The organism is Psychrobacter sp. LV10R520-6 (assembly GCF_900182925.1).
Lineage (GTDB): Bacteria > Pseudomonadota > Gammaproteobacteria > Pseudomonadales > Moraxellaceae > Psychrobacter.
On record NZ_LT900024.1, the window covers coordinates 634,060 to 660,370 of the forward strand.

The 26,311-nt window shown below is 43.5% G+C and carries 18 protein-coding genes and 1 pseudogene; 6 read left to right on the top strand and 13 right to left on the bottom strand.

Annotated features, from left to right (window positions below; all coding sequences use genetic code 11):
- Positions 1–118: 118 nt before the first annotated feature.
- Positions 119–763 (bottom strand): hypothetical protein, encoded by a 645-nt coding sequence (locus tag U1P77_RS02730; protein WP_321155880.1) that lies wholly within the window; start codon positions 761–763, stop codon positions 119–121.
- Positions 764–1,262: 499 nt separating this feature from the next.
- On the opposite strand from U1P77_RS02730, the gene U1P77_RS02735 reads away from it, so the two are divergent.
- Together U1P77_RS02735 and U1P77_RS02740 are read left to right on the top strand one after the other, a co-directional pair.
- Positions 1,263–1,535 (top strand): HU family DNA-binding protein, encoded by a 273-nt coding sequence (locus tag U1P77_RS02735; protein WP_321155881.1) that lies wholly within the window; start codon positions 1,263–1,265, stop codon positions 1,533–1,535.
- Positions 1,536–1,865: 330 nt separating this feature from the next.
- Entirely contained in the window at positions 1,866–3,740 is a 1,875-nt protein-coding gene (locus U1P77_RS02740) for a SurA N-terminal domain-containing protein (protein WP_321155882.1), read from the top strand.
- A 299-nt stretch (positions 3,741–4,039) separates the two neighbouring features.
- On the opposite strand, the gene purH is transcribed toward U1P77_RS02740, so the two are convergent.
- The 6 genes from purH to mrcB all read right to left on the bottom strand — a co-directional run bounded on the left by purH (position 4,040) and on the right by mrcB (position 12,307).
- Entirely contained in the window at positions 4,040–5,620 is a 1,581-nt protein-coding gene (gene purH, locus U1P77_RS02745) for a bifunctional phosphoribosylaminoimidazolecarboxamide formyltransferase/IMP cyclohydrolase (protein WP_321155883.1), read from the bottom strand.
- A gap of 279 nt (positions 5,621–5,899) precedes the next feature.
- Positions 5,900–6,334, bottom strand: a complete 435-nt coding sequence (fis, locus tag U1P77_RS02750) for a DNA-binding transcriptional regulator Fis (protein ID WP_321155884.1) — start codon at positions 6,332–6,334, stop codon at positions 5,900–5,902.
- A gap of 156 nt (positions 6,335–6,490) precedes the next feature.
- The gene (locus tag U1P77_RS02755; protein WP_321155885.1) at positions 6,491–7,720 is read right to left on the bottom strand and encodes a zinc-ribbon and DUF3426 domain-containing protein; all 1,230 of its coding nucleotides are present in this window, start codon (positions 7,718–7,720) and stop codon (positions 6,491–6,493) included.
- Positions 7,721–7,903: 183 nt separating this feature from the next.
- Positions 7,904–8,830 carry a 50S ribosomal protein L11 methyltransferase gene (gene prmA, locus U1P77_RS02760; RefSeq protein WP_321155886.1) on the bottom strand — a complete coding sequence of 309 codons (927 nt, stop codon included), beginning with the start codon at positions 8,828–8,830 and terminating at the stop codon, positions 7,904–7,906.
- Between the two features lie 119 nt (positions 8,831–8,949).
- Positions 8,950–9,780, bottom strand: a complete 831-nt coding sequence (locus U1P77_RS02765) for a tetratricopeptide repeat protein (RefSeq protein ID WP_321155887.1) — start codon at positions 9,778–9,780, stop codon at positions 8,950–8,952.
- 34 nt (positions 9,781–9,814) lie between these two features.
- A complete protein-coding gene (mrcB, locus tag U1P77_RS02770; protein WP_321155888.1) occupies positions 9,815–12,307 on the bottom strand; it encodes a penicillin-binding protein 1B in 2,493 nt (830 codons plus the stop codon).
- Between the two features lie 495 nt (positions 12,308–12,802).
- Here mrcB and U1P77_RS02775 point away from each other — a divergent pair, with 495 nt between their 5' ends.
- Positions 12,803–15,637 (top strand): heavy metal translocating P-type ATPase, encoded by a 2,835-nt coding sequence (locus tag U1P77_RS02775; RefSeq protein ID WP_321155889.1) that lies wholly within the window; start codon positions 12,803–12,805, stop codon positions 15,635–15,637.
- 152 nt (positions 15,638–15,789) lie between these two features.
- Here the strand turns inward: U1P77_RS02775 and U1P77_RS02780 are convergent, their stop codons facing one another.
- Positions 15,790–16,512 carry a Bax inhibitor-1/YccA family protein gene (locus U1P77_RS02780; RefSeq protein WP_201554013.1) on the bottom strand — a complete coding sequence of 241 codons (723 nt, stop codon included), beginning with the start codon at positions 16,510–16,512 and terminating at the stop codon, positions 15,790–15,792.
- Between the two features lie 334 nt (positions 16,513–16,846).
- Here U1P77_RS02780 and U1P77_RS02785 point away from each other — a divergent pair, with 334 nt between their 5' ends.
- Together U1P77_RS02785 and U1P77_RS02790 are read left to right on the top strand one after the other, a co-directional pair.
- Positions 16,847–17,851, top strand: coding sequence for an NAD(+) kinase (locus U1P77_RS02785; protein WP_321155890.1), 1,005 nt, complete (start codon positions 16,847–16,849; stop codon positions 17,849–17,851).
- A 41-nt stretch (positions 17,852–17,892) separates the two neighbouring features.
- Positions 17,893–18,204 carry a YeaC family protein gene (locus tag U1P77_RS02790; RefSeq protein ID WP_201554009.1) on the top strand — a complete coding sequence of 104 codons (312 nt, stop codon included), beginning with the start codon at positions 17,893–17,895 and terminating at the stop codon, positions 18,202–18,204.
- A 158-nt stretch (positions 18,205–18,362) separates the two neighbouring features.
- Here the strand turns inward: U1P77_RS02790 and U1P77_RS02795 are convergent, their stop codons facing one another.
- From U1P77_RS02795 to U1P77_RS02815, 5 genes and pseudogenes are all read right to left on the bottom strand, one after another.
- A complete protein-coding gene (locus tag U1P77_RS02795) occupies positions 18,363–18,737 on the bottom strand; it encodes a HopJ type III effector protein (RefSeq protein WP_321155891.1) in 375 nt (124 codons plus the stop codon).
- A 164-nt stretch (positions 18,738–18,901) separates the two neighbouring features.
- Positions 18,902–19,069, bottom strand: a pseudogene (csrA, locus tag U1P77_RS02800) (carbon storage regulator CsrA); the annotation flags it as partial.
- A gap of 369 nt (positions 19,070–19,438) precedes the next feature.
- Positions 19,439–20,725 (bottom strand): aspartate kinase, encoded by a 1,287-nt coding sequence (locus U1P77_RS02805; RefSeq protein ID WP_321155892.1) that lies wholly within the window; start codon positions 20,723–20,725, stop codon positions 19,439–19,441.
- Between the two features lie 296 nt (positions 20,726–21,021).
- Positions 21,022–23,694 (bottom strand): alanine--tRNA ligase, encoded by a 2,673-nt coding sequence (alaS, locus tag U1P77_RS02810; RefSeq protein ID WP_321155893.1) that lies wholly within the window; start codon positions 23,692–23,694, stop codon positions 21,022–21,024.
- Between the two features lie 240 nt (positions 23,695–23,934).
- Positions 23,935–25,614: a TIGR00341 family protein gene (locus tag U1P77_RS02815; protein WP_321155894.1), complete on the bottom strand. Its 1,680-nt coding sequence runs from the start codon at positions 25,612–25,614 to the stop codon at positions 23,935–23,937.
- A gap of 392 nt (positions 25,615–26,006) precedes the next feature.
- Between U1P77_RS02815 and U1P77_RS02820 the strand changes: the two genes are divergently transcribed.
- Complete coding sequence (locus tag U1P77_RS02820) at positions 26,007–26,225, top strand: hypothetical protein (RefSeq protein ID WP_201554000.1); 219 nt, start codon at positions 26,007–26,009, stop codon at positions 26,223–26,225.
- The last annotated feature ends 86 nt before the right edge of the window (positions 26,226–26,311 follow it).

Below are 26,311 nucleotides of genomic sequence, written 5' to 3' on the forward strand. Positions count from 1 at the left end.
TAGGTATTTGTGCTTAACGTTGTGATCGAGCATTTTGATGGATTGCTAAATGGTCTAAAAAATAACATGAAGTACTTACCCTAGTTAATCTATAAACAGCCGCTTAATTGATAAAAGCTTAATTCACAAATAGTGCAATAAGTGATCCAATTGCAATGATGGCTGCGACCACAGCCGTAATCATTAGTGCTTTTTGCTTGCTATGCAATTCTTTTACCGTGGTTTCAAGCTCACGGTTCTTTATAGATAGGGTGCTAATTTGGGTTTGTTGTTCTTTGATACGCAGTTTATAGTCGCTCTTTTTCTCTTCCATCTCAGCATCAGTAGGCTTAGGCTTACTTTTATTGCCTTTAACCTTTTTGATGACGCTTTGAATAAAGCTACCTAGCCCCAGTTGCATAATGAACTGTTTGACCAGCTGTACTTGAGTTATCTCGCCACGCATTTGTAGCTTATCGGTGGTTTCACTATCATGGGTAGTAATAGCGTTTAGAACTTGAATACTATAAGCGTTAATAATGACATCTGGCTCACTACGCTCAGCGGGCAAGTTGGCATCTAATAACACGCCTTTATAAGTAAAAGTAGCAAAGACTTGCACGTGCGGTAGATATAATCGGAGACCAACTACAGTGCCTTGTTTGGCTAGCGGGTAAGCTGCTTTACGTAGCTCAGGATCTAAACGTAGCAACAGTGTCAAAGCTGACTCGATGAACACCAGAGTGATATTAAGAAAAGAGTGAGACAATGTAGAACGCTTCATGTAGGTAATCCATTTTTATTTGGCAAGTTAAAAGGAGGAATAAGAGTCAAAGTTAATGCAAGACGTGCAGTTGTAGTGTGCTTATAATAACTGCTTTATAATAAAAAGTAACGCTAGTCTCTGTCAGTTAGCAAATTGTTGCGCTGTAAGTAAATACAGTATCATTAATAAACGTCAACCTTTAGTACTTAAAGTTTTTAGCATAAACAACAAATATGATGTTCAACGAATTCAGCCTATATCAACTGGATTAACAGATTTAGGGGATTTAAGAGAAATTAAAGGTATTTTGCGTAACGTTAAGTGTCAAATACGTAGTATAGAGGCCGAAAATATGTAAAATCGCTTGCGCTCCTTATGCTGCCTTGCTATAAAGACGTTAACAATGTGTGACCTGCTAATACGTAAGTAAAATGGTTCTTATTGCTTAAATAGCACGAGAGCGATACAATGCCTGACGTTAGCTTTTATTATACCCCTTAAACTTGAAGGAAATTTTATGAATAAGTCAGAATTAATTGATAGCATTGCAGATAAAAGTGGCCTAAATAAGACCCAAGCTGGTGATGCCCTAAATGCGGTTATGGAAAGTATCGGCCAAGCTTTAGAAGCTGGTGAAAGCATCTCATTAGTTGGTTTTGGTACGTTTAGCGTAAAAGACCGTAAAGCCCGTATTGGTCGTAATCCTAAAACAGGTGAAGAGCTTAATATCCCAGCAAGCAAAGTACCTAGCTTTAAAGCCGGTAAAAACCTAAAAGAGCGCTTGAACTAAGCCTATACTAAAATAATAAATTGCTGCTGTGCAGCTTATAACTATAGTTGCACACCAATTGATAAAAAAGCACCTTATATGAGGTGCTTTTTTTATAGATATAATTATGACTCATATAGCGTGAATATTTTGAGTCTACACTAAAAATCACGTATCATAGGCCGCGCGGTAACTCTGTTATTTAAAATAGGTTGCTTAAACGAGCTTTACTTTGCGTTTATAAAATACAGATGTCCTTCACTTTGCCATTGCCTGCTCAGATAGCATAAATATTATTAATAGTATTACAATGGTTTTTCATCAATATAGGTTAATAAAGCAGAGATAATTATGGATAAATTGCGCGATTTTTTAAAAAGCTGGCCTGGTCGCATTTTATTGATTTTATGCCTATCGCCGCTTGCTCTATTGGGTATTGAAAGCTACTTCCAAAGCGGCGTTGATCCCAATCAAATCGCTCAAGTAGGTGAGGCAAGTGTGGGGTCATCAGAGTATCAAAGTGCAGTGAACAGCAGGCGTACTGAAATTTTGGATCAGCTTGATGACGCCAGTTTGCTAAATGAAGATGTGCTCCATAAACAAGTGTTAAAAGGTCTGATTGATCGCACTTTATTAGAACAGCAGGCTGGCAAGCTTGGCATGACTGTATCTGATGACACTATTAATCGTTTGTTACGCCAAGAAGATATTTTTAAAGATGCCAATGGTGACTTTTCTAATGAGCAGTTTTCAAACTTTTTGCGTCAGCGCGGTATGAATAAGGATCAGCTGTTTACAGAATTTCGCAATCAATTGAGTCTTGACCAGCTCAATGCCAGCATCGTTGGTACAGCTATTTATCCGATGAAAGCAGTCAGTCAATTGATTGATTTGCAACTAGAGGCGCGCAATATTTGGTTGCATCGCTTCAATTGGCAGGACTATCAGCAGCAGGTTAAATTGACCAAAGCTGACGTGCAATCGTATTATAATGCCAATAAAGACACGCTTAAAAGTGTAGCTATGGTAGATTTGGCTTATATTCAGCTCAGCCCTGCGACCATGCAAATTGATAACGTCAAGACAGAAGAGTTGCAGCAGCAGTATGAAGGCTACAAGCAAGGGCTGGCAGTGGTCGATGAGCGTAAAATCAGTCAAATCTTATTGACTGGTGATGATGCCAAAGCGCGTGCACAAAAAATTAAAGCACGCCTTGATAAAGGTGAGTCATTCACAGTGCTTGCCAAACAAGAGTCTGATGACCCATCAGGGGCTGATGGCGGTGCCATTGGTCGCTTTAACCCATCAGTATTTGGTAATGACGCCACGGCCGTTGAAACCGCCCTGCAAGGCTTAAGTGTCGGTGACGTTACTGCGCCGATTAAGACCAGCTTTGGCTATCAGGTATTTACGGTAACCGAAGACAATGGCAGTAAAGTACCAAGCCTAGACAGTATGCGTGAGGAACTGACAGCTAAAGCTAAAGAATATAAACGTCAGGCCGTTTATGGAGATAAAGTTACCGCCATTAATGACTTGGCAGCGGATGGTTTTAGTATCGAAGATATCTCTCAGCAAGAAAACGTGGCGCTAAAACGTGTTAAAGATTATCGCAAAGAGAACAATACTTCAGTATTGGCGCAACCGGCGGTCATCAAGCAAGCTTTTGATGAATTTATAATTCAAGATCAGGCAGTGACGACAGGTATCGAAGTAGGCGCGGGCACGGCATGGGTACAGCCCAGCAACTATCGTCCGACAAAAACACTTACATTGGCAGCGGCAACGCCAATCATCACCCAGACATTGCGTCAGCAAAAAGCCAGTTCCTTGGCTCTAAAAGAGGCTAAAAAATTAGCGGCTGGTATCAAAACTGCTACTGATATTAGTAAGCAAGCGGTAAGCTTCCAAGCATTGGGTGAGGTGAATCGTCAGACAACGCGATTGACAGAGAAAGAGCGTGGTTTGGCATTTAGTCAGCAAGCTCCTGCTAATGGCGTAGTGGCGCTAGCGAGTGAGACTGAAATAGGCGCGACGGTAATAATTGGCGATCGTATCAAAACCGAACAACAATCACCGCTATCTGATATCGAAAGAGCCCAAACAGCCGCGATTGTTCGTGATAATTTAGGACAAGATCAGCTGCAAGACTATTTAGACTATTTGCGCTTGTTATATAAAGTTGAAGTGAATGAAGCCAATATGGCGACTGCACAGGGACGTTAATAACTTTATTAACAATCATAAGTAGCTAAACAAGAAATAGTAAACATAAAGAAGCCCCGGTATATATACCGGGGCTTTTTTAATGAACGATGGTTATAGTCAGTTCACAATAAAAAAGAGTCGTGTATAGCAAGCAACGTGTTACTGGTATAAATTTTTCTTGCGTGCGGTTCGCAAGCGGGACAGAGGCTGCAAAACGTTTGTTACAGTAGCATCCCAGTAGCACTGTATGGTTTTTAAATTGAATCGACTATATCTCTTAAAAAATATCGTTATCTTAACGGCTTGTTAATAGCAGATTAGTGACGGAAATGGCGCATACCTGTGAAGACCATAGCGATACCATGTTCGTTAGCCGCCGCGATAGTTTCGTCATCACGCATAGAGCCGCCAGGCTGAATGATAGCGGAGATGCCTACTTCTGCGGCATTATCAATACCATCACGGAACGGGAAGAAAGCATCTGAGGCCATAACGGCACCTTCAGTGATTAATCCAGCATGCTCGGCTTTAATTGCAGCAATACGTGCTGAGTTTACGCGACTCATCTGACCGGCACCAACGCCAATAGTACGCTGATTTTTACCATAGACAATAGCGTTGGATTTGACATATTTAGCCACTATCCAAGTAAATAAAAGGTCAGCGATTTGTGCTTCTGTTGGCTGAATATCGGTCACAATTTTCAACTCACTGGCACTAATAATACCTGAGTCTTGCTCTTGTACCAATAGACCGCCATTAACACGCTTATAATCAAGCTGGGCGACGTGCTCTTCAGAGGTGGTTAGTTCACCGCAAACCAGCACACGTACATTTTTCTTACTGGCAGTGGCTTGAAGGACACCGTCCTCTAAACTTGGTGCGATGATAACTTCTACAAACTGATTGTCAATAATCGTTTTTGCTGCTGCAACCGTTAATTGACGGTTAAAAGCGATAATGCCACCAAAAGAAGATTCAGGGTCGGTGCTAAAAGCAGTACGATAAGCGGCGACTTGATCGTTATCAATGGCAACACCGCAAGGATTAGCATGCTTTACAATGACACAAGCAGGAGCGGTAAAGGCTTTCACGCATTCAAGCGCCGCATCAGTATCGGCAATATTATTATACGATAGCGCTTTACCTTGTAGTTGCTGGGCAGTAGCAATAGATACTTGCTTGCTTTGTAGCGGCTGATTTTCTATATAAAACGCTGCTTTTTGATGCGGATTTTCACCGTAGCGCAGGTCTTGTACTTTCTCAAACTGTAAGTTAAAAGTACGAGAAAAAGCTTCTGGCTGTTGGGTTTCATTAACGCGGCTGCCTAAGAAATTAGCAATCATACCGTCGTATTGGGCCGTATGCTCAAATGCTTTAACGGCCAAGTCATAACGCAAAGCAGCGGTCAGCTCAGTATTGTCACCCAAAGCTTCGATGACCCGCTCATAATCACTCGGATTAGTAACAATACCAACGTGGGCATGGTTTTTAGCAGCAGAACGTACCATAGTAGGGCCGCCAATATCGATATTTTCGATAGCATCATTCATGGTTACATCGGCACGAGCGATAGTTTCGGCAAAGGGATACAGATTAACCACCACCAGATCAATACGATCAATGCCATGGGCGCTCATGATGGCGTCATCGGTACCGCGGCGTCCTAAAATGCCGCCATGAATCTTAGGATGTAGGGTTTTGACCCGGCCATCCATCATCTCTGGAAAGCCCGTGTAATCTGATACCTCGGTCACCGCTACATTGTGCTCTGTGAGCAATCGATAGGTACCACCGGTAGACAGTAGGCCAAAACCTGCTTTAATAAGACCTTGGGCGAACTCAACGATATTAGACTTATCGGAGACCGACAGTAGTGCAAGTGGGGTTGTACTCATAAAAACAGTTCCATAAAAAAAGCCTGACGCAAACGTCTGGCAGGATAGTAATGACCATTATTGCATAGATTATCACGATTTATGACGTCTAGATTATGAATTACCATGCATAAAGAGGGTTGGTTTTGATAGGTAAGCGTTAATTATATCAACATTTTCAGTGAATGATTACGCGATAAATCGTAAGTCGTTAACATTAGCAGCGAAAGTATCGTGGCTATAAAGAAACGCTAGTCAAATTGATGTGAAATGTAGATCGCTCTATAGCTTGAAAGCTTGCTACATTAAATCGTAGGTTTTAAGTTTTTTGCGTAGGGTACCGCGATTGAGACCCAATATTTGCGCGCATTTGGTTTGATTGCCTCGCGTTTGTTCAAGGACGACGGACAATAGTGGTTGTTCTATTTCCTTTAGAATAAGCTCATATAAGTCGGTTGGTATCTCATCACCTAACGTTGCAAAATACTGACGTACTACACGTTCAACATGCACGCGTAAAGGTTCATGCGTGTTGTTCTCATTACTATTTAAGTGACTATCTAAGTGGTCGTGTAATTGATTAGTCGAGTAGTTATTTGATCCGCTGCTCATTGGTTGTTCTAAATCACTGGCTGAATGATGACAATCGTCTCGATGACTATGATCAGTAGAGTCACTAGAGTGTTCAGAGCTTTGGGCAAAACGGTTGGCAGGGTATTGCGCGTGAGGTGCCATAAGGTGATGTCCTTGAAAGTAAAGGGAGTAAAATAAAAAATAAAATTATTGTATATCCAATCAATGATATATCAAAAATAGGGCGCTAAATCGATAGTATAGGGATTAATGAACTAGTGTTAAAAGCTATTAAAATACGCCTTGTTAACACTTATATTAATAAATAGGATCAATAGTAACGTGATCAATTTGGTTGTCTGCAATGGCTATGGTAAACATTAATTGCTTGCTACTTTCGGCTGCTAGCTGATATTGCGGGCTTAGCAGATAGTCATCGGGCATCGCAATAAATTCTCTAATGAGAGCATTAGAACTGTGAACACTGATTTTGAGATTGGGTAGTAGCTGTGCCTGCGAGCTTTGATTGCTTAGTGTCGCTCGTACATCGCTGAACGCGCTTGTAGTACTGACCTGGCTGGCTCTATGATTAAGGTCGGTAATCCTCAGTGTTGTCAGATCTGCACTGGGCAAGCTACAGGCAGCGATGGAGCATAAGGTTTGTAGCCGCTCAGCGTAAGCGGGGTTCTTAATCAAGGTATCTAAGTTAAAAATAACATACTGGGCAAAAAGTAATAGTACGAGTACCACGCATCCCGTAGTCCATAATAATGCTGTAATTGAGATTTGGATTTGGGTTTGCGTAGATTGCATGCGTGCTTGGATTTTGCTGGTACGCTCTTGATTGACTTTATCTTCGTCGTTGACGGGCACCCCCATCTTAATCAGTAGTTGCGGCAGATCAGTATCCGCTTGAGGAACGTCTTCATGGTCATTTTGCTCTTTGATGAGCTGCTCTAACCATGTATTGTCAGAAGTATCTTTAATACTGGCATGGATATCATTCACCTCTGCTGAGCTTAGAGCTGGTTTTTCTGACATTTTAGGACTGGTTTTTTGTGGTTTATTTGACGTTGGAAGGGAGTCTGTTACGGTGCTAGTTTGAGCCAGCCATAGGTCCATACCATCTGATGAGTCATCGACTAAAGTATCGCCTGCAGTTTCATCGATATCCATATCATCATGAATAAGAATATCATCATCTAAATCAGTCTCTGCTTTTTTAGCAGGTTTTGAAATGTAAATGTTGCTATCGTCACTGTTGTGACTGTTATTAGTTGTACTAACTTTATCAGCTTGAGTGTCAGGATTTGATGTTGTGCTGGCAGGCTGTCGTTCATTATTTTTTGGATTTTGTTTAGTAACACTTATTTTTCTATTCTTATCCGTTTGCTGATGATTAGCCGAGACCACCAGATAATTGTTGATCAGAAAAACCTGTTGGCAATGACCACAGCGCCCTTTAGCATTCGTTCGGTTTAAGTGGGCACGCGGTACATCGAAAAAATTATGGCAATGCGGGCACTGAGTTCTTATTGGTGAGGTCATATGGTCGAATCCGAAAAGCGATAGTCATCAATACCGCGTAGCCACTCACCAAAAGCTGCCTATTGTTTTTAATACAACTGTTTAGATCTGTTATACATTGTAAACCTATAGGCAACTACAGAGCAGCGTTAAATGTGCAAACCTTAACTACTGCTCTATCGTAACAGATGTAATTAAATGTTGCTAGCCTGTAAATGTGCCTGATAAGCGCTGCCAATGTTGGTCTTCTTGTGCCGTATAAGCATGCTTAGCATCCAAAGCGAAGTAAGGGCTATAAGCGTCGCTGACCTGTTCAGTTTGTGATTCAATCAATCCTGCCAGCACAATACGACCTTTTGCAGCGATTAACGTTGCAAAATAAGGAGCGAGACCAATAAGCGGCTTGGCTAAAATATTGGCTACAATAACATCGACGGGCACCACCTCATTTTGGGCACAGTAGCTGCCAAATGCTTCCGGTAAGAAAGCTTGCAAACGATCCTCGACATGATTACGCGCGGCATTTTGATTGGTAGCCAATACTGCTTGCGGGTCAATATCTACCGCATAGACATGGCGAGCCCCTAATAACAGGGCGCCAATACCTAAGATACCTGAGCCACAACCGTAGTCAATCACTACCTTATTACTTAAGTCTTGTTCGGTCAGCCAGTCAAGACATAGACGGGTAGTGGCATGGTAACCTGTACCAAACGCTAGCCCTGGATCCATAATAATATTGGTAGCATCAGTATTTGGTGGTTTGAGCCAGTTTGGCACAATCCAGAGATTATTGGCGCACTCAATAGGACGATAGTGCGTCATCCACTCGCGCTCCCAATCCTTGTCATCAACGGCAGTCAGCCAGATGCGACTGGCTTGCACTTGGGCGGCTATTTCGTGGCCTAACTGCTCAACCACTTGCGGGCTACCTACCTCAGTGGTGGCATCAAAAAGCCCAGTCAGAATGACCTCATCCCACAGTGGTGACTCTCCTGGCAAGGGCTCAAATAAAGGTTGATCGCCCGCATCGTCTAACGCAATGGACAGTGCGCCTGCCTCCAATAATAATGCCTCTGCCAAATCAACGTTTGCCTTTTCACATTGTAAATGCAGTTGTTGCCATGCCATAACGATAACCTTAGATTAAAATAAAAAGTAAATAGGTGGGAATGATAAAAATAATAAAAAGGTGTTGTGCTGAAACTCTAAACCTTATTGCTTAGGTTGAATATCTAATACCTGAATATCTAGCGTAATGCCTGCTGAGCTTCATGAATGACCCGCGAACTGTTTTGTAGTTGTCCTGAGCGCAGGATAAGCTGCCACAATGCACGGCGACGACTGGCATTTTTTGAGACCGTTAAACCCCTTCGAGCCATTGCTTCTGCCTTGCGAGGTTGGTTCTTTTTGAGTGCCACTTGTGTCAAGTAAAAATAGACAGCTGATGATCTGGGAGCAAGGCGTTGAGCATGGGTAAAGCTACTCTCAGCAGCGGTCAAGTTCCCCACTTTTAGCTGGCCAATACCAGATTGCATCAAATTTTGAAATGCCGGTAAATTACTGTTATTAGAAGGGGCTTGTCGACTTTGCTGTTTTGAATTTTGCCGTGCGCGCTCTAATAGCTCATTATGTGACGGCGATTCTGGCTGCACTGCTGGAGGGAATGTTGGCTGTGCTATTGGCGGTGGCGTGATTATATAGTCATCATTAGAGGGCGTTATGAGGACCGTACTGGGTATTGTAATAGGTGGCGCTGATACTGGTGTTTGTTCAGTTGATGGATTTGGCACAGCGGACGGTTCGGGCCGAACATAAGGCTCAATAGGGTAGCCGTCTTCGTAATCGTTACCATCGATCGCAGGCGCTTGGGTCACCGCTGTGGTAGTGGCTGTTGGCGAGGTTTGAGTAGACGTCGCTGTGGTCGTAGTTGGCACAGTCTGACAGGCGCTTAAGCTTAGCATACCGATAATAACGCTGGTGACAAGCACCATTTTAGAGAGCTTGATCTGCTTAGCAGACCGTACGCTCGTAATTCTCTTGTGCTTAGATGAGACAGTTTTTTGCATAGATGACAGCATGTTAAAGCCCTTTCTTAAATTTCAAAAAATAACCTTAGAACCATTCGAGCGCACGGTCATACCAAGTGTCGGCACGTTTTTGCGCATTGCTATTGTCTTGTATCTCGTTACTATTTTGAGCATCAGTATTAATAGCTTGGCCATTTGGAATATCTAGCCCCTCGCGGCGGCGCTGTTGTTGTTGAGATCCTTGATCATTTTGCCACTGTTGTTGCTCGCGTGCGCGTTCCTGCTGGTATAAGCCAAGAGCACAACTGCTGGCCTCTTCTGGCAAGTATGCTGACATGACAGGCAGATAGCGTGCATCAGAACAACGCTCATTGGATAGTTTTCCGGAATTATTTTCAAGCCATAACCACTCAATACCTTCTGGTTCTGGCATGGATACTGGCGTCAGTTTTAGGCGCTTCATATAGTCGACCCATACTGGCAGTGCCCCTGTACCGCCGCTAAGTCCAATTGGCTTATTGTCATCACGGCCAACCCAAACCACACTGACATAGTTGCCACTATAGCCGGCAAACCAGGCGTCACGGTAATCGTTGGTCGTGCCGGTTTTGCCAGCGAGATTTAAATTACTGCCAAGCGATTTAGCCTGTTTGCCAGTACCGTTTTTGACTACTTCCTGCAATGCATAGTTGGTCAAATAGTTGGCCTCAGGTGGAATACTGCGCTGGGTATTTAATCCAGTCCGCTGCAAAATGCGCCCGCGATCATCAATCACCGTACGGATACTATGAATCGGGGTGCGAAAACCGCCAGTAGCAAACACTTGATAGACACCGAGCATATCCATTGGGCTAAGATTAACTGCGCCTAGTAATGCTGAAGGATACGGAGGAATTTTTTCTTTTATTCCCATACGCTGTAGTTGCTTGGCAAAAGTATCGATACCGAACTCCATTCCTAAGCGCACAGTAGCTTGGTTATAAGAGTGGGCCAGCGCCGTGGTCAAAGGTACATAACCATGATCGCGGCCAGCGTAGTTTGTGGGGTTCCATTTAGTACCGTCGCTTAAATTGACCGTAATGGGTGAATCATCGACCGGGCTTGCCAAGTTATAGCGACCACTTTCAAGCGCGGTCATATAGATAATTGGTTTTAACAATGAGCCCACTTGCCGCTTGGCATCGACTGCGCGGTTAAAGCCGGTAAATTCGCTACCACTACCTACCACGGCGACCAGCTCACCAGTTTCAGGATTGGCACTGACCAATGCTCCTTGTAAATCTTTGGTTTTACTACTACCACGGCGTAACTCACCAAGTTTTTTATCAACAGCTTTATCCGCGGCTAGTTGGGCAATAGGATTGAGCGTACTGATAATGATTAAACCTTCGTTCTTAAGATCATCTGAATAATAGACGTCATTCAGCTCACGCTTGACGATATCCAAAAAGTCAGGGAACTGACTTTTTCCTTCAACGGGTTTATCAACCACACCAAGCGGCTTCTCTATCGCAGCATCATAGTCTTCCTGAGACAGCGTACCCACTGATAACATATTACTGAGCACGACATTACGGCGCGCTTTGGAATCGTTGGGGTTGCGACGTGGATTATAGAAGCTAGGGCCTTTTGCCATACCAGCTAGCATAGCTTGTTGATCTAAGCGCAGCTCATTGAGCGGCTGATTAAAATAAAATTGTGATGCCAAGCCAAAACCATTAATAGAACGGTTGCCATTCTGACCTAAGTAAATCTCGTTCAAATAGGTTTGTAGTATTTCATCTTTGCTATAGTGCAGCTCTAGTAGCACTGCCATCATTGCTTCATTGGCTTTGCGTTTTAGCGTGCGATCAGAGTTTAAGTAGAAATTTTTAATCAGCTGTTGCGTGATGGTCGAGCCACCTTGCCTAGCACCACCGGTGAAGTTATTGATCACGGCCCGCGCAATACCACGTATTGAAACCCCTTTATGCTCATAAAAACCGCGATCTTCAGTCGCTATTAGCGCATCAATCAGCGGCTGTGGCACCTCATCTAGAGAAACGACCATTCGATCTTCATTACTATCGGGGTAAATACCACCGATATTAACGGGTTCAAGCCGAATGATACCGGTCTTGGCAGGTAAGGTGCTTTGGATCGATTCAATCTTATTACCGGCAATGGTCATCTTAATGACTTGTTCTTTATCAACATCATTGGCGCTATAAGTAAAGCCCCGTGTATGAATAAAATAGGTGTTACCTGATTTACGATAAGTGCCAGTGCTATCATAGGCCTTATTACTACGGTAATTGAGAAGCTCAAGCCAAGTCTTCATTGTATCTTTATCGACACTGGCACCTTGATATAGCTCAAGTGGCTGTGAATACACCTTAGCAGGGATATCCCAGCGTTTGCCTTCAAACTTGTGGGTAATAGTACGGTCAAGCTTGACCAAATACAGCGCCAATAACACCATACCTGCGATGATGATGATTAGTAAGATACTACTAAACACCAAGCCCCGCTGCTGTGAGGGCAGAGTGTTTACGGCAGACTTAGACGACTGTGATAGATTGGAATGGGATTTTTGCACTGATAACACACCGTTTTGAGATAAAAAACTGCCTCATAATGACGCAAATTGATAAGTTTTTCAATCTATCATCATCAACGCCCTCATTCATTCGCTATTTCCATTCGCTATTTCTTAGTATAGTTCTATGGAGGTGTATACTGGTTAGTGATATATGGTCAGGCGGTTTATCATCACATGGCTTGAGTGTTAAACCGTCGTTAAACAACCGCTAGGCTAAGTAATCACTAAACGAATGAGAGCTGAAGTCACTAGACTTTTAATTTAAAGCTATTAGGCTTTTAATGGAAAGCTCTTAACGTAAAGTTGTTAGGCTTTTAATGTGATGGATGAATGCCATATAAGACAGCAATCTATGCTAACTGTTTATGCGGATTGCCATAATGTTTTTTCTATGGATTGTCGGCTACTATCAAATTCATATCAGCTTGATTCAAGCTAAATTCAGTATCATCAAGGTCAAAGTAAGCCCGCTTAAAGGAACTCATATCTACCATGTCCAGCGCCTCGTCACCTACTGCCTCTCATTACGACGATCACTCCATAACCCAAGGACTGGTGCTGCCGACAGCAGGCCACTGCTTTCATTGCGGTGATCCCGTGCCGCGCCCACCATTTCATGCTGATATACTCGGCTCATCACGTGAGATGTGCTGTATGGGTTGTCAGCTAGCGTCGCAAAGTATCGTTGAAGCGGGACTTGAGCAGTATTATCTTGATCGCTCAGAGATCAACCGTACCGCAAGTTTGCCCACGCAAATGACTCGCCTTGAAGCTTATGATCATGATGAAATAAAATCACAATTTGTCTACGCGCAAGATGGGTTATCGGTTGCTGAGCTATCAGTGAATAACCTACGCTGTGCGGCTTGTACGTGGCTGATAGAGTCGCGGCTGTACGAGATTGATGGTATTGATAAATGTCAGGTCAATTTGACCAACCAGCGTATGCGTGTGATCTGGGATGAAACCAAGTTGCCAATTAGCCGTATCTTAGCGGTGATTAATGCGATTGGTTATGAAGCCAAGCCCTATCGCCAAGACACTCATGAAGCCATGCTGGCAAAGCACACTAACAAGATGCTATTGCGGTTAGGTATAGCCGCTCTAGGTGCGATGCAAGCGATGATGTATGCCGTAGCCCTGTATTTTGGTGAATACAGCGGCATGCTGATATTACAGCGTGATTTTCTGCGCTGGGTGTCTTTATTCGTCAGTATCCCAGTGTTCTTTTATGCAGGCGTACCATTTTTTACCTCCGCATGGTCGGCGATTCGCGCGCGACAAGTCAATATGGATGTGCCCGTCAGTGTCGCCCTGATTGTGACCTTTTTCGCCAGTCTTTACGCCACCATTACCGGACACGGGCAAACTTATTATGATTCGGTCAGTATGTTCATTTTCTTCTTGCTGGCAGGACGTTATATTGAGCATAATGCACGGCTAAAAGCGGCGACTATGGCCAATGACCTGGTGGTAGTAGAACCAATATTAGTACAAAAAATCGCTGAAGATAAAGCCGCTGCCGAGCTGATTCTTGAGCAGTTGGCGCAAATTAATAGCAATGTTGTGCCTGATGAGTCTGTTGATAGGCTTGATGGCATAGATAGCATGAATAATTCACCTCTTACTAATTTAAGTCTGCAAACTGATACGTCAGCTATCGCTCAGTCACGTACGTTGCCAGACTTTATGAAAAGTATAGATGCCAATGTGCATAAGGTCACGTTACGTATTGCTCAAGACTGGCAACAGTCGAGCCGTCAGGATCCAATTTCTACCACAAAAAAGAAAATGGTCACCACACAAAGCTTGCAAGTCGGTGACATCATCATGATTGATGCAGGTGCTGAAATCATCAGTGACGGTATTTTACTTAGTAAAACTGCCACCGTCTCCCAAAGCTTATTGACTGGCGAGGGAGATTTGATTGCAAAGCGTCAAGGCGACTATATCGTCGGCGGCGCACAGAATGACAGCCAACCATTTGAGATGCTGGTTACCGCATTACAAGCCGACAGCCAGATTGGCTTGATTGATCGGCTGATGAACCGAGCTATGAGTGAAAAGCCAAAATTAGCGCAGCAAGCAGATAAGCTGGCGCGCTGGTTCGTAGCGCGAATTCTGGTATTGTCAGCGTTGGTATTTATTGGCTGGTATATCGTTGATCCCAGCCAAGCGATTTGGGCAACAGTAGCCGTCTTAGTAGCTACTTGCCCCTGCGCCTTGTCTTTAGCAACACCAATTGCTCTAACGGTTTCTACCAATCGTCTGGCCAGCTATGGCTTTTTGACCACTCGTGGTCATACTTTACAAACCTTGGCCGAAATTACTCATGTCGCCTTTGATAAGACCGGTACGCTCACTTATGGTAAGCCCAATCTATTAAATATTGAGCTGCTAGCATCTACTAGTGCTGCAACGGAATCAACTGGCCAAAAAGACCCGCTATTATCAATAGCAGCCGCCCTTGAAGTAGGCAGTCGTCATCCGGTTGCTCATGCGCTGCTGACAGCGGCCTATCAGTTACATCTACCATCAACCCAAGCTTTGCAACATTATCCAGCAGGCGGGGTAGAGGCTACTATTGATGGCGTATTGTACCGAATAGGTCATGTTGACTTTGCTTTAGATAGAAGGGCTGATAGCGTCAAGGCTAATAACGATTTGAATCCAGACTTAGCGGCTCATCGCGCCAGCTCGGCAGTGGTTTTATCTTGTCGCCAACTGCCTTCACAATCTGATGCTGATAATGGCGCGCAGTCATCTTCATGGCAAGCGCTGGCGTGCTTCTATTTCAATGATAAGGTGCGAGATACCGCGCAGCCGATGCTTGATAAACTCAAAGCACTGGGTATTGAGTCAGTAATGTTGACTGGCGATCCTAGCCCACAAGCGCTCGTCGTTGCCGACTCTTTAGGCATACAGTCGGCATACAACGGCCTCTCTCCAACGGCTAAAGTCAATCATATTCAACAACTGCAAGCGAAAGGTGCGGTGGTACTTATGGTCGGTGATGGAATCAATGATGCGCCGGTATTGGCCGCTGCTGACGTTTCGACCTCAATCGCTGGCGCGGCTGATTTAGCTCAAGTCTCAAGCGATAGTATTATTCTAAATGGTCAAATCGAAGCTATCGCTGCCGCTAAGCGTATCGCTGATAAAACCGAACGTATTATCAAACAAAATTTCCATTGGGCACTGGGTTATAACGGGGTTGTGTTATTGCCAGCCATATTTGGTTACGTCCCGCCTTGGCTTGCGGCCATTGGTATGTCGCTTAGCTCGTTACTGGTAGTTTTAAATGCGTTACGTTTAAAACGTGCTTAGTTTAATTTGAACCAATAATTACTTACTCAAAAAAGTAACTCAAATTTTTAACCATAAAAAACCGCCTGTGGCTAAATATTATAGCCGCAGACGGTTTTTTATTTTCAATTATAAATAGCGTTCTAAAATAAGTTTTTAGAAGTGCTTTTAAATTAGTCTTGCAAGTAGCTTAGCAAACGCATAAATTCAATGTACATCCATACTAGCGTCGTAATGATACCGATACTGAACAACCATTCATAGTCTTCAGAGACACCCGCCGCTACGCCGCGGTCAATGTTATCGAAGTCTAATAACAGAGTAAAAGAGGCGATAACAATCACAAACAAGCTAAAGCCAATAGCAATAGCGCCACCCTCAAATAAAAACGGTAAGCTTGAGCCAAATGCTAAAGAAAGCACCCATTGAGCGACATAAACCAACATAATGGCAATGATAGCTGAGGTTACGATTGAGCGAAATTTCTCAGTGACCTTAATGAGACCAGAACGATACAGTCCGAGCATCACTGCTGCGGTTACGAAGGTCGCACACATAGCAGTGACTGGCACGCTTGGATACATTCTCATAAAGAATAGTGAGATACCACCTAAGAAAATACCTTCTAACAGTGCAAAAGGTATTGCTAAGGTTTTGGCCTTTTGGGGCTTAAAAGTGATATATAGTGCTAAACCGAACGCGGCGAACATACTACCAAAGGCAGTAGCGGTGATAAAACCTTGCGACAGTCCTGCCATAAGGGCATAAAAGAAAAAGCCCACACCAGTAATGGCAGACAGCCCAAGTAATAGAGTGGTCTTTTGTATCACGCCCTTGACGGTCATCGGCTCGCCGCCGATCGCAAGCTCTGCGCGACTGACAATAGGATTGGCCATACATATGTCCTCAATAAAAGATGTAAATGAAGTAATTATAGATGTCAGCTACTTTAGCAAAACCGCTCATATTGTCAACGGTGTTTACGTGACAGTAATCAAGGCTTAGCGCCGTTATTTAGTAGGTTATGGGCTCAAGTAAGCAGTAATCTCAAAATAGCAGCATGAACGCGTTACCAATTGGTGTAAAAAGCGCGCATGATGTCTCATATATGGGGTCGATTACCACAGTTAACAACGATAATGACTAAAACATGCTAGTTTAAGCGCTCATTTATCGCTATCATTGTCGCGTAATCATTGTTATTTATTCTAAGTTATGCCGAGTCGTTATATGGAAAACTCAGCGCAGTCAGAAAGATTGCCGCATTTACATCAATCAGAGCTGTTTCACGCCATTAAAAATCCTGCTTTTCGACGTATTGGCCTCATGGGACGCGCAGGAAAACGTAGTGTGACCCAAAGTCTAGTCCAAATTTCTCAAACCATTAATGAGATGGGACTGACCTTGATCATGGATGTGCAAACCTCTAATCTGCCAACATTAGACCTCACTGAAATAGAAAAGGTCAAAATCGTCAAGCGCAGTCTCATTGGTGAAATTTGTGATTTGGTCATCGTGGTGGGCGGGGATGGTTCGATATTACACGCCGCTGAAGCATTGGCTCGTTATCGCGTGCCAGTATTGGGCGTTAACCGTGGTCGTCTTGGATTTTTAGCTGATGTAAAACCTAATGAAGCAGCCTTTAAACTGCGCCAAGTACTGATGGGTGACTATCAGCTGGATCATCGGTTTTTGTTGACCATGGAGATTCGGGAAGGGCGCCAAATTATTCATGAAGATATGGCACTAAATGACGTGGTGTTACATGCTGGTAAATCGGTACATATGATTGATTTTCAGATGAAAATTGACGGACATGATGTCTATCGTCAGCATAGTGATGGCTTGATCGTGGCCACGCCTACGGGCTCAACTGCGTATGCGCTATCGGGTGGCGGCCCTATTCTCCATCCTAGTATGGATGCTATCTGTCTGGTGCCCATGCATCCGCACACCTTGTCGAGCAGGCCTATTGTTGTTAGTGGCAATAGCGAAATTTGTATCCGCATCCACGAAGACAATCGTACCCAACCTATGGTTAGCGCTGATGGTAAGCAAAGCGTGCCTCTAGAGCAAGAGCAGCGCTTGTATATTCGCAAGCATCCTGACAAGCTAACCTTGCTGCATCCCCCAGGTTTCGACTTTTATGAAGCCTGCCGCACCAAATTGCACTGGAATGTACATGCCGAAGAGTTCAGCCTTGACGTTGATGATGATATTATGGATGAAGAATAAGTGTATATATAATATAAAAATGGTAGCGGAGAGTAGGAAAAATGGACAAACAAACGATATTAGCAAGCTTAACACCTGAAATAGCCGACAAATTCCGTATGGCTATAGAGCTAGGAAAGTGGCCTGATGGTCAGAAATTGACGACTGAGCAGCGCGAAACTTGTATGCAAGCAGTAATGGTATGGGAACATGAACACCTAGCGCCAGCTGAGCGCACCGGCTACATGCATAAGCCCATTAAAAATGACGGCTCTATTGTTGGCGCTGAGTGTGATGTCGAACACGAGCATCATTATCCTAATATGCCAAATCCCAAAGGCGCAATTCAACCGGTAAAGTTTCGTGATAAATAAAGCAATTTAGTCGCAACTGTTTATTAGAGACTATTTATTAGCGGTTGTTTATCAATGTTTATCCAACAACAATTATGCCCTTTATAAATAATAAAAAAGCCACGCTATCATTAATAGCGTGGCTTTTTTTAGTCTAAATCATTAAACCTAAAACAATATTAAAGCGCTGTGGTATCAACGCTTGGACGAACAGTCAACGGATTGTGCTGCATCAAAAATCCTTGCCAACCCCAATGTAAAAAATTACGAATATTGGCATGATCCGTACCATTGGGCGTCGCTTGCACTTGTGCATAATGCTCACCGAAGAGCTTTAGCGTGTCCAGTTGACTTAGGCCATGATGCTTAGCAAAACCGAACACCTTGGCGCTACCTTCGTTCTCGCCTGCGGCATTGATTACCATACCATTGGTAAAAGGTGCGGGCGCATAACGATAGAAATCATCAATAAAGCTGATGACATCATTAAATCCAATGGCTTTTTTATTCAAACCATTAAGTAGAGCCGATACATCTGATTGGCGGATACTCATAAATAAATGACCTCAAAGCAGATTAAAAAGCAAAAAATACTTGATGATTAATTTATGCTTAGTGATTAAATGTTAGGGGTGACAGCTTAACGATTAAAGTAGTCTTCGTCATCGAATGAAGGCGCAAAGTTGCCTTGTTCAAGATGCTGCATTTGCGACTGTACAGCACGCTCATGTTGAATGCGCTGATAAATCTCTTCACGGTGTACGGCAATATCTTTTGGTGCATTAACACCGATACGTACTTGATTGCCCTTGACGCCTAAGACAGTCACACTAACCTCATCGCCAACCATTAACGTTTCGCCCACTCGACGTGTCAAAATTAACATGCGTCACACTCCTTATGTCGCATTAACAAATTATTGCTCATTAAGTTATATCTCAATTGCAGGATATCACCGCGCAACAAAACTATCATGCTATTTATAATAAAAAATCTTATTTAAAATTTTACCGTTAAAAAACAAAACAGCTAGGAAAATTGCCCAAAAGGCTGCGGGTCGTGGTGATAATAGGTAAATTCATTTAGCCCAAATGAAGAGTCTATTATAGGTGGCATAATAGATACTGTCACGGCTTTTCATAAAACTGCTGTATAAATACTGAAAGTAGCAGCCATGAAGCCAAAAAAAAATAGGGTCATAGAGGACCCTATTAGATCAAAACTGATTAAATAGTGCTGATTGCTATTTTATCTATTATTGCCCAGCCACTTTACTATCGCCATCTTCATGGTCAAGACCAAAAGCGGTATGTAGCGATTTGACCGCTTTTTCCAAATATTGCTCTTGGATAAGTACAGAGACTTTAATTTCACTGGTTGATATCATTTGAATATTGATATTGTTTTCAGCCAGTGTTTGGAACATGAGGCTAGCAACGCCGGCGTGTGAGCGCATGCCAACACCCACCAAGGAGACTTTGACCACATCATTATTGCCCAACACTTCCTTAGCACTAATCTCGTCTTTGACTTCGTCATTAAGCACTTTCATGGTTTTGTCCAGGTCAGTGCGATTGACGGTAAAGCTAAAGTCAGTGGTGCCATTAGTCGATAGATTTTGGACAATCATGTCAATTTCGATATTCGCGCGGCCTATAGGGCTCAGAATAGCAGAGGCGATACCGGGGTGGTCGGGCACACCGCGTACCACAATTTTTGCCTCATCGCGGTTAAAGGCGATACCTGAGATGATTGCCTGTTCCATGTTGTCTCCTTCGTCTATCGTAATTAAGGTGCCGACGTTTTGCTTAAAGTCATCGTCGTAGCTGCCATCGTTGTTTTCATCAAAGCTAGATAACACACGTAACGGCACGCCGTATTTGCCGGCAAACTCTACTGAGCGAATCTGTAGAATTTTAGAGCCTAGGCTTGCCATCTCTAACATTTCTTCAAATGTAATTTTTTCAAGCTTTTTGGCTTTTGAGGTGACACGCGGGTCGGTGGTATAAACGCCATCAACATCGGTATAGATTTGGCACTCATCTGCGCCTAATGCGGCTGCAATTGCCACACCGGTAGTATCAGAACCGCCGCGACCTAAGGTGGTGGCATTACCTTGGTCGTCGATTCCTTGGAAGCCTGCAACGATAACCACATTGCCAGCATCTAGCTGCTCACGGATATTTTTATCATCAATGCTTTCGATACGGGCTTTATTATGAGCACCATCGGTTTTAATCGCTACTTGACGACCAGTGAAGGAGTGCGCACCAACGCCAAGCTCTTTAATCGCCATTGCAAGAAGTGAAATAGACACTTGCTCACCAGTGGAGACCATTTGATCATATTCACGGGGATCAGGTTCGCTGCTAATTTGACGTGCTAAGTCGATGAGACGATTGGTTTCTCCACTCATAGCGGATACTACGACCACAATCCGATGACCGTTATCATGCCAGCGCTTGACCCTTTTCGCGACGTTTTTGATGCGGTCGATACTTCCCATTGACGTGCCGCCGTATTTTTGTACTATTAACGCCATAAAAATATTACCTATTATTCATCAATGACTATCTGTGAGTTATTAGCGTTAATCTATAATGAGTCTGTTTATCAAGAACGCTCTAGATTAAGGCTAATAACAATGAAGCCGGATTATAAAAACTGAATCGCTCTTTATTGACTGCTTTATTGACTGAGCGCTGTACTTTATACCATATCTGCGCCCAAAATTTAAGTCACAGTAAGGGTTAGATGCATGGCGATTGGTTATAGAGGGTATAACCAATCGCGTGATTTGTGCCCAATACACCACCACTATACTCAGTTAAAAGGTTGTTAGCTAAGTTGAGCTTCAAGCCAAGTAGGTAGGGCGCTGATAACTGCTGCCGTATTTTCGGATTTTGGTGCACCGCCTTGTGCATAGTCGGGCTTACCGCCCCCTTTGCCGCCAAGCTCATCTGCCAAATGACGAATGATGTCACCGGCTTTGACGCGATTAGTAACAGACTTGGCCACACTCGCTGCTAATGCCAGCTGCTCGTCTTTATCGCCAATGAGTACAATCACACTATCAGGAAGTTTGGATTTAATATCGTCCATTAGCGTGCGTATCGATTTACTATCGACACCAGATAAAATGCTGATAAGTACTGGCGTTCCCGCAATGGTTTGCACGTCATCAAGTAAATTAGCAGCTTGAGCGCTGGCTATTTTTTGTTGCAAACGCTCAAGCTGTTTTTCTAGCTCGCGCTGCTTGTCTGCCATCGTGCGGACACGCTGTGCCACTTCAGGGCGTTTAACCTTGAGCTGTCCGGCCAGTTCGCTCAATTGCTGCTCGCTTTGTTGAACGTATTTGACTGCATTCATACCCGTAACGGCTTCAACACGGCGTACGCCTGCGGCAATGCCCGATTCACTGGTTATTTTTAATAGCCCGATATCACCGGTACGTTGCACGTGGAGACCACCGCATAGCTCAATAGAGAAGGGCTGACGTTGACCATCGACAACAATGTCTGTACCCATAGTCAATACGCGAACGTCGCTGCCATATTTTTCACCAAATAGCGCTATAGCACCTTTGTTCATGGCCTCATCGATGGACATATTCTCAATACAAGCTGGCGCATTGGCTTGAATTTGCTCATTAACTAAGCGCTCAACGCTGGTAATTTCTGCATTGGTAACGGGCTTATCGTAAGAGAAGTCAAAACGTAATACTTCACTGGAGACCAATGAGCCTTTTTGGGTGACATCGCTACCCAACACTTGACGTAGAGCAGCGTGCAATAAATGCGTTGCCGAGTGGTTTTTGGCACTAGCAGCACGGATACTGGAGAGCACTTGAGCATCGGCTGTTTGTTGAGCGTTAATCTCGCCCATAGTGACCACGCCATAATGGATGATGGCTTGTCCTGATTTTTTAGTATCTTGCACTTCAAAAACACCAGATGCGCTGCGAATTTCGCCCAGCTCACCGACTTGTCCACCGCCTTCGGCGTAGAAGGGCGTGCGGTCAAGAACAATAACCCCTTCCATACCTTCATCTAAGCTATCGACTGCTTGACCATCTTGATAGAGGGCAACAATATTGACATTATCTTCTACTAGTTGCTCATAGCCAATAAAGGTCGTTGGGGTATCTACTTGGATGACGCTGCTATAGTCAACATCAAATTTGCCGGCATCACGGGCGCGTTCACGCTGCACTTGCATATGCTCATCAAATTCAGATTCGTCGATACTAATACCGCGCTCACGAGTAATGTCAGCCGTCAAATCAAGCGGAAAGCCGTAAGTATCGTATAACTTAAAGGCCGCCTCACCAGACAGTACGTTACCGTCCTGCAAGTTTTCAAGTTCAGTAGCTAATAAACGTAATCCTTGTGCTAGAGTCTTGGCAAATTGGCTTTCTTCTTTCTGAATGGCGTTTTCGATCACGCTTTGCTGGTCTTTAAGCTCTGGATAAGCTTCGCCCATTTCAGCGACTAAAGGCGCAACCATTTTATAGAAAAACTCACTTTCTGCGCCAAGCTTATTACCATGACGAACTGCGCGACGGATAATCCGGCGTAGTACATAACCGCGCCCTTCGTTACTTGGCATCACACCATCAGCAATCAAAAATGACACCGCACGGATATGGTCCGCAATCACTTTTAGGGACGCTTGTTGTTCATTACTAATCTCTAAAATCTCGGCGGCAGCATCCATCAAATGGGTAAATAAGTCGATTTGATAGTTACCGTGGACGCCTTGCATGATGGCACTAATACGCTCAAGCCCCATGCCGGTATCAACACTAGGTGCGGGTAGCGGTAGCAAGGTGCCATCTTTCTGGCGATTGAACTGCATAAACACGCAGTTCCAAATCTCAATAAAGCGGTCGCCATCTTCTTCAGGGGTACCGGGCAGGCCACCTTCAATATCGGCACCATGATCATAAAACACTTCGGTACAAGGACCACAAGGGCCGGTGTCACCCATAGTCCAAAAGTTATCAGAAGCGTAGGGTGCGCCTTTATTATCGCCAATGCGAATAATACGTTCCGCTGGCAAGCCGATATCTTTGTGCCAAATATCGAACGCTTCATCGTCGGTCTCATAGATGGTGACGTATAAGCGGTCCTTATCGATCGCCAACCAATCAGCAGAAGTCAGAAACTCCCAAATATAGCCAATACCCGCTTGTTTAAAGTAGTCGCCAAAGGAGAAGTTGCCCAGCATCTCAAAGAAGGTATGATGACGCGCGGTATAGCCGACGTTATCCAAATCGTTATGTTTACCACCAGCGCGCACACATTTTTGCGAGGTTACTGCCCGCGTATAATCACGTGGCTCCATGCCCAAAAAGGTCTCTTTAAACTGATTCATACCGGCATTGGTAAATAGCAATGTCGGGTCATTGTGTGGAATCAGGCTCGATGATGAGACAGTGGTATGCTGCTTACTTATAAAAAAATTGATAAAGGCTTGGCGAATATCGGCTGAGCGAAATGGCTGGCTCACAGCGGCTCCTTACTGACGGATAGGATGAGTAACGGATTAAATAAGAACAATAATAAAAACGGATTAAATAATTTTGCAAGCGATTTTAGCACAATCGTCTAAGGCGTGTTTGATCATTCACAAATAGGCACTAAGTAAACGACAGTCCAATTGTTATGTTATTTGGACGTTTATCGCAAGATTTAGTGTCATACCTTAGTTAGACAAAATAATGGGTCAAAATAAAATAAGTGGCCAAAATCAATTGGTTAAAATCGCGGCATCAGTCTGATCAAGCTTATCTTGAATCATTGGATCGGACTCAATCACTTGTACGGGCAGATAGCGCAGCTGTAACTTTACGGGTAAATATTTGGGGAAATTGTCCGCCATATCTTGAGTGATGGTAGCTTCAATTTGGCGCACATCATATGAGCTTGGCGTGGTTTCGCCTCGAATAACAGCGCGCACAACTTCATTGCCGTTTGCCCTATTGAACTGGGTATTAGTCAGCACATTACCTTTACTCTTAAAGTAGCTATTAACGGTCTCTTTGACGTTATTCTCGAAGGTTTGTTGCCGAGCATTGGTGTTGAGATTAATAGTCAAATAAATTCCCAAACCGATCAATAGTAATAAAGTCACCGCATTGCGCCGCAAAAAAGTCAAATGAGTATTTGACTTATAATCATCATCGACCAAGCGCCGAAAGCCTAGGAACCATAGCACCATTGCGTTGGTAAATTGAATGGCAATAATATTAGTTAATGCCAGTAGTGCTGCGCCAAAACCAAGTGTCATCTCGCCATTGGCAAATAAGATGCCGCTTGAAGCTAGTGGAGGCACCAAAGCCGTCGCTACCGCCACCCCGACCACCGCTACAGATAAATGCGGCGACACCATGGCGTAGACACCAGCCGTGCCGCCGGCAAGCGCAATCATTAAGTCCATAGAGGTAGGCTGGGTTCGCGATAACACTTCAGCGGTCAGCGGTTGACCTTTATGTAACCACCCCACTACAAAGCCCACAAATATCACCAAAAACCCACCAGCGGCTACGGTAAATAGCGACTTGCGTAGTAACGGCATTCGGTAGTCAATGATTGCCAGCGCCACCCCAGTAATAGGCCCTAGCATCATGGCGACCAACATCGCGCCAATAACTACCGCCGCTGAATTAGCAATCAGCCCGTAACTGGCAATAATGGCTGACAGCACATTCATGACAAAATACATTTTACTTGGTAATGCGTTGGCCTCAATAGTGACCCGTATTTCAGGGTAGTCAATTTTTTGCTTGCTAAATTGCTCAGCGACGAACTGTTTATATGACTCAAGTTTCGATTCTTTTTCTTCTTTGACTTCTTCTTGCTCTTCGGCCTCTATTTTTTCTGCTTCTGACAGTTCATTGTCATTGTCATTGTTTAGATTTTCATCGTCAGTGGGTAATGCTGTATCAAGGTCTTTTTTGGTAGCTTCTTCATCGTGCGGCATGTTGTTATTACTGTCTGCAGAATTATCAACGTTATCAGAGTTTTCAGCAGAATTTATAGAGTCAGCAGACGTATTATCTGCTTGTTCAGGTATTGGGTTTTGTTCGGCATCAGCTTCCTGATCGATTGTTTGAGCACCGTTTTGGTTTTGTGTCTCTGATTTGAGTACTTCCATAGAAAGTTTAGTCTGAGGGTCAGGGGTTTCTACGGTTGCGATGACCACATCGGGACTGGGTGAGGTCATGGTTATTTCAGGCTCCGGAAGCTGTGCACCGGCTTCTTTGTCGCCCTCTATGTTTTCATCATCTCTCCTAGTCTCTGCCTGCTCATCAGTTGCTACAGGATGGCTTGTATTGCTGTTATCAGTTTTATCATTATCTAACGCAGAAGTTGACGACCGAGTGTCTGGCTCTTTTTTTGGCGGTGGGGCGTTCGTAGATGAGGTCATGATAACAAGGCTTTATGAGTAAAATAAAAGAGAGGAGCCATTGTAATGATAAATTATAAAAAATTGTAATAATAAATCACAAAAGATAGCTGAGCTTTTTACTACCAGATGCTGTTACGTTAATAAGCAGGTCGTGAGCGGTTTTGATAAGTCGCTCAAAGATAATAGAAATAGGAATTTGATAGAAGAGAAAAAAACGGGGAAAACGAGAGGAAAAAATTAATGTAGATAAAACATTTTTATAAGTCATCAACTAACTCCCTAATATTATCATGGTTTTTTATAAAAGTCCTGTGACATAAGTATCTTGGGCGTTTAGGCTAAATACTTACTATTAGTATGGATTTAGTGTATAAAGGTATTATACCCACAAAAAATATGAGGATTAAATCATGAACTGGCCACTATTCTCCGTAGTCTTTACCATAGCACTGACTGTAGTTATTGGGGTACTCATGATTACAGCACTAGTGACAGGGTTTAATCAGATATTACATATTCAAATAGTTATCGCGTTTGGCTTTATTATATGTATACCTATTAGTTTGTATTTTGCCAAAAGACTTGGCAACATTACTGGTAATGAAGAAGGTTATAAAGAAATACACTAATAACTATCATCTAAAATAAACGGTAATGACCTTAATGGCTCACAGAAATAGCTTATAAAAAATAGCTTATAAAAAGCTAGGCAGTA